The organism is Bifidobacterium canis (assembly GCF_009727065.1).
Classification (GTDB): Bacteria; Actinomycetota; Actinomycetes; order Actinomycetales; family Bifidobacteriaceae; genus Bifidobacterium; species Bifidobacterium canis.
In genome coordinates this window covers 362,619-373,500 of the sequence record NZ_WNLP01000002.1, presented here as the reverse complement: position 1 = coordinate 373,500, position 10,882 = coordinate 362,619, and the positions used below count along the sequence as shown (strand labels likewise).

Below are 10,882 nucleotides of genomic sequence, written 5' to 3'. Positions count from 1 at the left end.
TACCCGCAGATATACAGATTACAAAAATGGCTATTTTTCAACGAAAAAAGATTCCGCATATTCGAGACCAAAATGGTTTCATATCCCCACCAGCAAAATAGAGGGATGGAGAGCGAGAGGTATGAGACGGCAAGACGGCAGAGGCTGGCGGAAAAATAAAACCTCCGCCGAAGCGGAGGTTTTATTGGCTGGGATACCTGGACTCGAACCAAGAATGGCTGAACCAGAATCAGCTGTGTTGCCAATTACACCATATCCCAATTGGCAGGTTCAACCAGCATGCTGATTGAACTCGTACCCCCAACCGGATTTGAACCGGTGTTGGCGCCGTGAGAGGGCGTAGTCCTAGACCGCTAGACGATGGGGGCATCGTCACTTGCTTGAAGCAACAGATAAGAAATATAGCCAACAATTTCCTTTAGCGCAACTTCGGCGTGTCGCTTACAAACCGGCAGGCATAGCGGTTAGACAGTCTGCGCGACGAAAAAGCGGCGGGCAAACCAAGGTTTGCCCGCCGCTTTTCGCTCAATATATATGAGGGCTGCGCCAAGACCTTGAAAAGGTCTTGGCGACTATACACCTCTCCGCGCAATCGCGAAAGAGGCAACGCACAGGTTCAGCCCTGAATTTCCGGCAGATGCTCGCGCAGGTTGCGCAGGCGTGCGATCGACACTGGCTTGCCGACGATCTCCATGGACTCGAACAGTGGTGGGGACACGCGACGGCCAGACATCGCAACGCGCACAGGGCCGAACGCGAGACGTGGCTTGTAGCCGCCGTCTTCCACGAGCGCCTTGTTCAGCGTCTCGTGCAGGTTGTCGGTCTTCCATTCGCTTTCCGGAACGGCGTCCAGAGCGGCGATGGCGGCGTCGAGCACTTCGCCTGCCGAAGCCTTGAGCTGCTTCTTGGCGTCGGCTTCTGGGGCGATGTAGTCGGCATCGGAAAGCAGAGAACCGACCATGCCAGCCACTTCACCGAGCAGGCGCACGCGCGGCTGCACGAGCGGTGCGGCGGCCGTGAGGATCTCGCGTTCGCGATCGGTCAGGGCATCCCAGCTCTCGGCGCTCACCACGCCGTCACGGAACAGGTATGGCACCGAGCGCTCGAGGAAGTCTAGCGGTTCGAGCATGCGAATGTGTTCGGCGTTGATCGAAATGGCCTTGTCGATGTCGAAGCGGGCAGGGTTGGCCTTGACGTCGCGCACATCGAACTTCTCGACCATCTCGTCCATTGAGAAGATGTCGCGATCCGGTGCGATCGACCATCCGAGCAGCGCCAGGTAGTTAAGCAGGCCTTCCTTGATGAAGCCGTGTTCGCGGTGCAGGAAGAGGTTCGACTCCGGGTCGCGCTTGGAAAGCTTCTTGTTGCCCTGCCCCATCACATACGGCAAGTGGCCGAACAGCGGCATCTCCTTGGCGATGCCCAGCTCCATCAGGTAACGGTAAAGCACGATCTGGCGTGGCGTGGAGCTCAGCAGATCCTCGCCGCGCAGCACCACGTTGATGCGCATGAGTGCGTCGTCAACCGGGTTCGTGAGCGTGTAGAGCGGGTCACCGTTCGGGCGCACGATCACGTAATCCGGCACGGAGCCAGCCTTGAACGTGATGTCGCCGCGAATCAAGTCGTTGAACGTGATGTCTTCGTCAGGCATGCGAATACGCAGAGCCGGCTTGCGCCCCTCAGCGCGGAACGCGGCCTTCTGCTCTTCGGTCAGATTGCGGTCGTAGCCGTCGTAGCCGAACGCCTTCGGGCGTCCTGCAGCCTCGTTGCGAGCCTCGATCTCTTCAGACGTGGAGAACGACTCATATGCATAGCCTGCTTCGAGCAGCTTCTGTGCGACATTCTCATAGATCTCGCCACGCTCGGACTGACGGTATGGTCCGTCAGGTCCGCCGACGCCGACACCCTCGTCCCAGTCGATGCCGAGCCACTGCAGCGCCTCGATAATCTGATTGAAACTCTCTTCGGAGTCACGCTGCGCATCGGTGTCTTCGATGCGGAACACGAACGTGCCGCCAGTGTGACGCGCCTCAGACCAGTTGAACAGCGCGGTGCGCACCATGCCGACGTGCGGAATGCCGGTCGGAGACGGGCAGAAACGCACACGCACGTCCTTCGGCAGCTCAGGCTTGACGTGCTCGTGGTTTTCGGTTACAGATTCTTCGGTTTTTGCAGCTTCAGTCATGTTGTCTATTGTGGCGCGCGCGGCAGACGTGCCAGCACGCGCCACAGCGAAAACAATCGTGCGGAATATTACGCGGAAATCTCAGTGAGCACCGGCGTCTCCGTGCTCGTCTTGATCTGCTTGAAACCGAGCAGAGCGATCGCGAGCGACACGAGCGCGAGCACAGTGACCACGGCGAAACCGCCGTGCGAGCCAGCGCGGTCGATGAAGACGCCTGCGATCGCGGATCCAGCGGAGCCACCGATCGAGTTCATCGCGCCCATCCACGCCATGCCTTCCGTGAAACGCGTCTGTGGAACAAGGTGCAGCATCAGCTGGTTGCCGTTGATCCACGTCGGCGACTGGCATACGCCGATGATCAAATAGATCACCATGATCACCCACAGATGCTTGGCGAACAAGAACGATCCGATGCCAATGTTGAGCACCGCCAAGCACACGTAGAAGCGCTTCCACAACGGAATCGTCCAGTTTTTCGCACCATACAGCAGCGCGCCGGTCAGCGACGAAATCGAGAAGCACGCGAACACAAAGCCCGTGTATTGCTTCATATTCGCTTCGGTGGCGAACGCAATAATCGAAATGCCGGCAGCCGACTGGAACGCGCCCAAGCCGAACCATGTGGCGCACACGGCGATCAGGCCAGGGCCCCAGATCGAATCCTTGACGCCGCTCATCGAGCGATCGTATGCGTCGCGCGCGGCGGCGTCGATCTGCTCGGCGGTCAGTCCCTGCGATGCAGCGTGCACGCGAGCGTCTTCGGCGGCACTCTGCGCGCGTGCGAGACGCGCCTTCTCAGCCTCGCGCTCACGGAACTCCTTGCGCGTGAGCCCAGCTTCGCGCGCCAAATCGGTCTGGCTCGGCGGGCACGTGGTCATTTCAGTGAGGAACATGAGCGCGCCAATGATCACGCACACGCCGGTGAACGACATCGCAAGGAAGCCGGAGATCACGGCGAGCGTGGACGCGAGCGGATTGCCCACCACCCACATCGCCTCGTCGAACACGCCGGACAGCGAAAGCGCGCGGTTGACGCCCTGCCTGTCGTTGCCCATCAGGTACGTCCAGCGAGCGCGGCTCATCGCGCCCCACGGTGGGACGGCGGCGAAGAACGGCACGATGCAGAACAGAATCCATGGTGCCACGCGTGCGCTCACGCAGCTGACGAACGAGACGGCGGCGATCATCCACACGACGATCGTGGGAATCGACACCTGCCGTTGGCCGAAGCGGTCGACGAGCGTGCCGAGCAATGGCCCGAACACCGCGCCGGAAATCGCCTGCACTGCGGTGAGTGCGCCGGCAAGCGAATAGTTGCCGTAGTATTGCTGGGTCATGATCGTCATCGTCATGCCCACCATCGGGAACGGCATGCAGGCGATCACTGACCCCACGGCGAACCGTGCAGTGTGCGGTATGCGCAATAGCTGCGCGTACCCACCGAATACTCGACGACCAATATCCCGCGCTCCGGCGATCACATTGAAACTCATTTGCTGCCGCTCCTTTCTGCGTCAAACCCCGGCCACCGGCATGCACGTCACCTCGTTGTATTGCGGCGACGCCCGGATTGGTGGGGTGGATTGTTGTTGCGCGCATTTTTGCGCGCAGTGTTGCTTGTGTTTGCGCGCATTGCCGAGGTGTTGTGAGAGCCTCGAAAATGCATTGTTTTGGCAAACATGGCAACATTACAGACACCACCCCTCGCAACACGCGGTACATTGGGGTGAGAAGAAAAAATTTTGGAAAATTTTTTGCGGCCTATCGACCACCATATATATTGGTCGCGAGAGAGCAAAAGCAGCCGCAACACACAAGGAGTTCGAATGACCGCGACGACCATCAACTTCGTCAGGCACGGCAAAGTCTACAATCCCGATCATCTGTTGTATGAGCGACTCCCCGACTTCCACCTCTCCGCGCGCGGGCAGCGCATGGCGCAGGCGACCGGCGCATACATCGCGAACAGTCCGCAGATGAACACCGCGGTCGCCGTCTACTCGTCGCCGCTCGACCGCACGCGCGAAACCGCGAACGAGATTCTGCTCAAACTCAACGCCGTGCGCAGCGAGCGCGGGCAGGAATCATTGGAACTGCTGACCGACGACCGCTTGATCGAAGCCGGCAACGAGTTCCGCGGCACGCGCATCGGCCACGGTGAGGGCGCGCTGTGGAGGCCGCGCAATCTCAAACTGGTGAGTAATCTGTGGAAACCGAGCTGGGGCGAGAGCTACAAGTCGATTGCGGCGCGCGTGCAGAACTTCGCGCAAGAGAAAGTGCGCGAATACCCCGGCCAGCAGATCATTGTGGTGACGCACGAGTCGCCAATCTGGTCGTACCGTCACCTGCTCGAAACCGGCCACCCCGAGCACAATATGCTGCTGCGCAAGACGGCGCTCGCGTCGGTGACGTCGATCACCTACGACTCGCAAACCGGCGAAGTGCTGTCGATCACCTACGTCGACCCGCCAAAGACGTGCAGTAAATAAGTCTGCGCGAATAACTCCGCAAAATAAACGCTGGCTGTGTGCGAAGCACAGCCAGCGCAACTAGTATGTAGCGAAGAATTACTAGAAATTCCCGCCGTTCCAACCCCAGTCCGGCGTCGCAGTGTAGCGAATATATGTGCGGTCGGCGGGAATCTGCAGCGTGTCTCCGAGCGCGCCCATAATCGCCGGCGTGAGCTTCTCCCACGCGCTCTTCGGCACCGAAGATCCGAACACGTTGACTTCCACATACGCGACCGGCGCGGAGTCGTCGCCGCCGAAATACATCGGCAGATTATCTTCGAAAATGCACATGAGCCAGCCCTCGGACTTGCCTGGCACAGCTGGAATCGCCTGCCCGTACAGTGACTTGAGCGTGTCGCGCTGCTCTTTGGTGGTCGGGACGGAAACATGGGTGTGAATAACTGGCATTGCAACTCCTCCGTTGAATACTGTGAATTTGTGAATATTGAATTATTTCTTGCCTGAGCACGCCGCCGCACGCGCGGTGTGCCGCTGCCTCTTAGTGTTCTCTTAAATGCACGTCAACGCAAGTTGTGCACAGCAGCGCGCCGCGAATATGCGCTGCGAAGATTTCGCGGATTCACGCACGCCCGCGCGTTTTCGCCTATCATTGGTATGGCTGAAGACCGCGCGGGAACGCGAGAAGCGAGGTATATTATGGCTTTTGACAGCGAGCAGATAGTCGAGCAGATTGCAGCGTTGCCCGAAATGGCAATCGCCTCACACAGTGGTGAGGAACTGACCGGATTGTGGCCGCTCACATCGGCGGAACGCATGGATAACGACGTGAAATATGCCGAGAATCTGCAGGTTCGCATCACGCTCGCAATGGCGCAAATACTGACCGGCGAGCAGGTGACGATGCCCGACGCCGAGTTCGTGTATGAGGGCGCGGACGAGATTCCGGGCCGCCCACAGTCGATCGTCGACGCTCTGCTCTCCGCTAACGACGCGTACGAGCAGACTGAGGATTATTCGCAGACTCAAGACCCCGCACTGCTGTTCGACGCTGCGAAGACGCTTTCCGTTGACTGGGACGACCACACCCAAGCACAGATTCGCGAGATTCTGGGCGATTTCAGCGAATATGTGAAGCAGCACACTGCAGATAACACTGATATTGCGCATCGTTTCGCCGCGATTCTGCTCGTGTTCTCGCGCATGCTGCGTGAGATTCGCGCGCAGATCAAGCAGCAAATCGGCTGGGATACTCCGCGTGCCGGCGGCGCTCCGGAAGATCGCGTGCAAGTGTTCGAAAAAGACAGTTTGCCGGTTATTCTGCTGGTCAATGAACTCGCAGAGATTGCATCGGTGCCACGCTTGTGCCTGACCGCAGACCAGTTCCACGGTCTGCTCACCGCGTATGCCACACCGAACGGCGACACCAGCATTGCAGATTCGACCATCGTGCTCGCCCAGGCGTTGCTGCCGCTGGCGAGCGCGGAGTGGAAGAAGCATCGCGAAGATATTCTGTGGGATCCCGAGGAAGCCAAGCGCGCTGCGAAGGAAGAGGACGAGCGTAAGAACAAGGAAGCTCTGGCAGCCAAGTTCGCGCATGTCAAAGATGATTCGTCGAAGCCGGAAGTCGAGCTGTAGTTCGCACGCTCGCCGGTTTATGTGCGAGGATTTCGCGCGCTGATCAATCTGCCATGATTTGCCATAGTCTCTGCCGCAGTGTGCTGCGCTTGCCAAGCACTGCGGCAGAGTGCCTTGTATGATCGAAGCGTGCGAAAACTGATTGAACAGATTCTGAAGTTCGGCGTTGTTGGCATTATCGCCTTCCTGATCGATTGGGGTATTCTCAATCTGTTGGTCGGCTTGTTCCATATGAACAATGTGATCGCCGGCACTATCTCCTTCCTCATTTCACTGGTGTTCAATTACTTGGCCAGCATGAAATATGTGTTCAAGCATCGCCCGGATATGGCGAGGTGGATGGAGATTCTGATCTTCTTTGTCTCCGCAGTGATCGGCCTGCTCATCAATATGCTGATTCTGTGGCTGTCGACGTATGGCATGAGCCCTAATGCCGCAGTCACGCAGCACGGTGAATATTTGCTGCGCACAAACGGCGGCAAACTGATCGCCACCGTGATCGTTTCGATCTGGAACTTCATTATTCGTAAGTGGCTGCTCGACGACACGCACACGAACGCGATGAACAAGCTGCACCGCAAAGGCAACGAGCTCAGCGAGGAAGAGCTGGAAGCCAAGTGGGAGAAGAGCTTTGCGCACCGCTTGGGCATGTGGTCCATCGAGCACACGCCCAAGGGCTGGGACTGATTCCGCCGCATGTGCAACATGTTGTCTACTCATATTCGACAACATGACCACAACGGCGCCCCAAACTATGCAGGTTGTCTACCCAAGCTAGGCAACCTGCGCACGTAAAGCTCACCCAGTGTGCATGTTGTCTATTCATCTTCGACAACATGCACACACAGGCATTCCAAACTGGTCAGGTTGTCTATTCATGTTCGACAACATGCACATAGCAGCGTGACGAATCGTACATGTTGTCTATCAAGGCTAGGTACTATGACCAAATAAGAGTCTGCTGCACACGTTGTCTACTCATATTCGACAACATGACCATTTCGGCATCCCACATATGCATGTTGTCCATCAGAGATCGACAACATGGCCATTTTGGGCGCCAAAACTGTGCAAGTTGACTACTCGGCTTATACAACATGCACACCTTGCTGCCGAATTATGTGCATGTTGTCTATGCATCTTCGACAACATGCACATACAGGCATTCCAAACTGGTCAGGTTGTCTAATGTTGGTAGACAACCTGCGTATGTTGGATGCGTATGTTGGCACGTACGGCTGTGCAGGTTGTCTATTCACGTTAGACGGTTTGCGCATCTCGGCGCAGCATGACCATGAATACGGTCAGGGCAATGACTATAAGCGATTGCCTGTGACTGGAATCAGCACATTGAGCCCAGGGCCACCGGCGTCGGGTAGCCTGACCTGCGCGTCATCAGTGTCATCGGTTGGTGTGGTCGGCGTTGTCGGAGTAGTTGGCTGATCTGGCTCGTCGGGAGTTTTCGGCTGATCCGGCGTTTCCGGTGTGGTCGGCGTAGTTGGGGTGGTTGGCGTCTCAGGAGTCTCAGGCTCGGTTGGCGGCACGACGAAATCGCCGCTGTAAGGCCACAAACGAATCTCCGAGCCGGAATCCAACGACTGTGCGACCACGCTGCCGTTGTGTGAGCCGCCTTGCAGCTTCACCTGTGCCGAAGGTGCCACAATATGCCCGTATGAAGAGCCGGCAGTAGCAACGTTCGTGGCATTCGGCAGTGAAAACACCAGTGAGATGCCGGTGGAGCTCTGTGCGTCGGTCGGGGTCACGTATTCGGTCGATCCGTTACGCCGAACCTTCGTGGCGCGGAATCCCGGAACGGTCACCGAGCCGGAGTCATCCGTGGCGATAATCGTGCCTGCCATGCCGGAGAGATTAACTGCGTCATTCGTCTCGCCGGCGTCAATCACGATCGGGTACTTCCCCAGATCCTCACCGCTCATAAGCACCGTCGTGCCAGCAGGCACGACGAGTGACGTCATGCCGCCCACCGTCTCAAGCGTCAATCCTTCCGGCAGATGCGCGAAATCGTCAACGCGCAGCGCGCGCGAGTTCGCATTGAGCGTGCGCGCCTGCTCAGCGAGCGCCTCCATCTTCGTGAAATCGAAGAATTGGTTGGTATACAGCGTGTGCGGGCGGTTGTGCTGATTCGCACCACCGCCGAACAGATAATCCACACTCCTCCAACTCTCCAGCGTGAGTTTCGAAAGCGTTTCGCATCCCAAATACACGTTGTGAGAATCATCCACGTTGAAGTCGTTGAGCGTGCGCGTCACCGTGCCGTTTTCTTCAGCGTAGATCTTGCCGATGAACGACGGCACCGTGTGCGAAACGTTGCCGATCACGCCGTTTTTCGCCGCATACAGGCCGCCGATAATCACTGGGCCGACGATGTGGGAAGACCAGTCTCCGGTCAGATCTCCCGCAACCAGCACGCTGTAGTGTTTGAGTACGTAGTCGAGCGTGTAAGTTCCACCTTCTCGCTCGAATGCGTATGCGGACTCCCCCGTCTTCCCCGTCAAACACTGCGTTCCGCCGCTCGCGAGCAACGAAGAGGCTGCGTTGTTCTGCGTGAGAGTCGAGTCCGCTGAATTGTTTGCGTTCGCATTCTCAGTGGTCTCCGTGTGCGCGGACTCTGCCGAGGGTGCCGAAAGCGCTGCGCTTTCTTGCGCCACCGCTTCGCTGGGCAGCAATGTGCACGCGCAGATCAGCATGACCACGGCGGCCACTGCGAATATTCCGTTGAGCAAAACCGTGTTCACGGAAACAGTGGCTGTGCGGCGACGCGAGCGACCATTGCGAGCGTGCGCAGACATGATATGCTTACCCTTCTTGAGCATGTGCTGACAAAGCCACTACACTAGCCCGCAGCAATAGGTAAATTTACGGAGCAATTTTCACTATTATTAGACGTTATTACACACTCTGTCTAATCAAATAAATAGTTATTTAGCTAATTATGCAGATTACCGCGAAGCTGCCTAACGCGTTTATGCAGAAAGTTTTCCAGCCGGTTACGCTACAACCGAACATTTAAAAACTGTTTGTCTAATTTGTGCGTGTGCTGGACTGGCAACATGTGCATGTTGCCTAACGCCAGCAGACAATACGCGCACTTTCTGCTGCATGCGTGCATGTTGACTATCTGCGTTAGACAACATGTATATATCGAGGCACCGAAACGTGCATGTTGTATACCTGCATTAGACAACACGTTCAGATCACTGGGGCAAACTGTACATATTGACTATCTACGGTAGACAACATGCACATATTGACTCGCCAAAATGCACATGTTGCCTACTCAGCTTAGACAACATGCACGCGTGGAACGTATAGGGCACCGGCCTGCGCATATCGTCTACCCATCTTCGACAACATGCATATTTTGCCGCCGAATTTATACATGTTGCATATCCGTGGTATACAACATGCACATATTGACTCGCCAAACTGTGCGTATTGACTACCACCGTTAGACAACATGTACATATCAGCACACCAAAGTACGCGTGTTGTCTACTCGGATTAGACAACACGCACTTAGGCAACGTAGTTGGCAACGCAGTGTGGGTAGTTAGCCGTGGGTCAGTTAACCTGCATGCTTGTTAACTGAGCCGCAAGTAGTGGAGAATATGGGTCAGTTAACCGGAGTGGCAGTTAACTCGCCCGCAGTTAGGCAGATGTGTGAGTCAGTTAACTGGCATAGATGTTAACTGACCCATAATTATGCGAAGATGCGGGTCAGTTAACGTTGCGAAGAGTTAACTGACCCGCATCTGACTGCGGCGAAAGCGCTACTACTGCAGTGGGGTGAAGCCGCTTCTGCGCGCGTAGATCACTGCGATCAGCAGTCCGGCGAAGACGATGCCCAAGCCGAACATTGCGGTCATCAGCGGGTTCGCGCGACCGCCCGCCGACGGCAGCAACAGCTCGACTTTGCTCTGCCTGTTGGTTGCCGTAACAGACACACCATTCTCCGCATCGGCAGTCAATGTGCCCGTACAAGGATCAGCGGTTCCACTTGCGTCGCAAGCCCCACTGAAATGATCAATCTCATATCCTTCGGTTTCTTGTTCACGGATCTCATACCTCGCGCCATCCGGCAAATCAATCAGCTTGAGGGTATCGCCTACTTTGAGTGAAACAGTGCTTGTTTGCACCGTACAGCCGTTCAAATCTGACGGGCACCCAGAATCCGAACTTGCGAAATCCACGCGAGTTACTTCGGTGGCGTCGTTCTTTTGCATGGCGTAATGGTCAGAAGTGCCCGTCCCATCCGGCACATACAGCGTGACATCAAAATCGAATTCCTGGTTGGCGTCCGCGTCCTGGCCGCTCGCCATTTCCTTCGTCAGGTTCAACTGAGCTTTCGGTGTTTCGCGCTCCCGCATACGATTTTCAAAAATGATCATAGTTGTGCCGTCAGTTTGCACGGTATCACGTTGCCCATTTTGATTTTCGGTATCGGCTTCTTCAATGGTCTCACGGTGACACCTGCATTGAAGTGTTCCTCACCGTTGATCATCTCAGACGTCACTTCCACAGTGATATGCTCTACATGCGTATCGTAGACAAGTTCAACATTCGGATGTTT

Annotated in this window: 8 protein-coding genes and 2 tRNA genes; 3 read left to right on the top strand and 7 right to left on the bottom strand. The window is 56.4% G+C overall.

The genetic code is table 11. The features are described from left to right. Window positions 1–185: 185 nt before the first annotated feature. The 4 genes from GSD1FS_RS03915 to GSD1FS_RS03900 all read right to left on the bottom strand — a co-directional run bounded on the left by GSD1FS_RS03915 (window position 186) and on the right by GSD1FS_RS03900 (window position 3,678). A tRNA-Gln gene (locus GSD1FS_RS03915) sits at window positions 186–260 on the bottom strand. A gap of 35 nt (window positions 261–295) precedes the next feature. Beyond that, window positions 296–368: transfer RNA gene (locus GSD1FS_RS03910), tRNA-Glu, on the bottom strand. A gap of 248 nt (window positions 369–616) precedes the next feature. After that, window positions 617–2,185, bottom strand: coding sequence for a glutamate--tRNA ligase (gltX, locus tag GSD1FS_RS03905; protein WP_155588454.1), 1,569 nt, complete (start codon window positions 2,183–2,185; stop codon window positions 617–619). 68 nt (window positions 2,186–2,253) lie between these two features. Further along, on the bottom strand, window positions 2,254–3,678 hold the full coding sequence (locus GSD1FS_RS03900; RefSeq protein WP_155588453.1) for an MFS transporter: 1,425 nt from the start codon (window positions 3,676–3,678) through the stop codon (window positions 2,254–2,256). Between the two features lie 333 nt (window positions 3,679–4,011). Here GSD1FS_RS03900 and GSD1FS_RS03895 point away from each other — a divergent pair, with 333 nt between their 5' ends. Then, window positions 4,012–4,674: a histidine phosphatase family protein gene (locus GSD1FS_RS03895; protein ID WP_155588452.1), complete on the top strand. Its 663-nt coding sequence runs from the start codon at window positions 4,012–4,014 to the stop codon at window positions 4,672–4,674. 81 nt (window positions 4,675–4,755) lie between these two features. On the opposite strand, the gene GSD1FS_RS03890 is transcribed toward GSD1FS_RS03895, so the two are convergent. Further along, window positions 4,756–5,103: a phenylpyruvate tautomerase MIF-related protein gene (locus GSD1FS_RS03890; protein ID WP_155588451.1), complete on the bottom strand. Its 348-nt coding sequence runs from the start codon at window positions 5,101–5,103 to the stop codon at window positions 4,756–4,758. 249 nt (window positions 5,104–5,352) lie between these two features. Between GSD1FS_RS03890 and GSD1FS_RS03885 the strand changes: the two genes are divergently transcribed. Together GSD1FS_RS03885 and GSD1FS_RS03880 are read left to right on the top strand one after the other, a co-directional pair. Beyond that, window positions 5,353–6,291 carry a hypothetical protein gene (locus GSD1FS_RS03885; RefSeq protein ID WP_155588450.1) on the top strand — a complete coding sequence of 313 codons (939 nt, stop codon included), beginning with the start codon at window positions 5,353–5,355 and terminating at the stop codon, window positions 6,289–6,291. A gap of 129 nt (window positions 6,292–6,420) precedes the next feature. Further along, entirely contained in the window at window positions 6,421–6,978 is a 558-nt protein-coding gene (locus tag GSD1FS_RS03880) for a GtrA family protein (RefSeq protein ID WP_343030187.1), read from the top strand. A gap of 629 nt (window positions 6,979–7,607) precedes the next feature. Here the strand turns inward: GSD1FS_RS03880 and GSD1FS_RS03875 are convergent. Together GSD1FS_RS03875 and GSD1FS_RS03870 are read right to left on the bottom strand one after the other, a co-directional pair. Continuing rightward, complete coding sequence (locus GSD1FS_RS03875) at window positions 7,608–9,101, bottom strand: collagen-binding domain-containing protein (protein ID WP_196425020.1); 1,494 nt, start codon at window positions 9,099–9,101, stop codon at window positions 7,608–7,610. Between the two features lie 984 nt (window positions 9,102–10,085). After that, a complete protein-coding gene (locus tag GSD1FS_RS03870; protein WP_155588447.1) occupies window positions 10,086–10,721 on the bottom strand; it encodes a DUF7601 domain-containing protein in 636 nt (211 codons plus the stop codon). Between the last annotated feature and the right edge of the window lie 161 nt (window positions 10,722–10,882).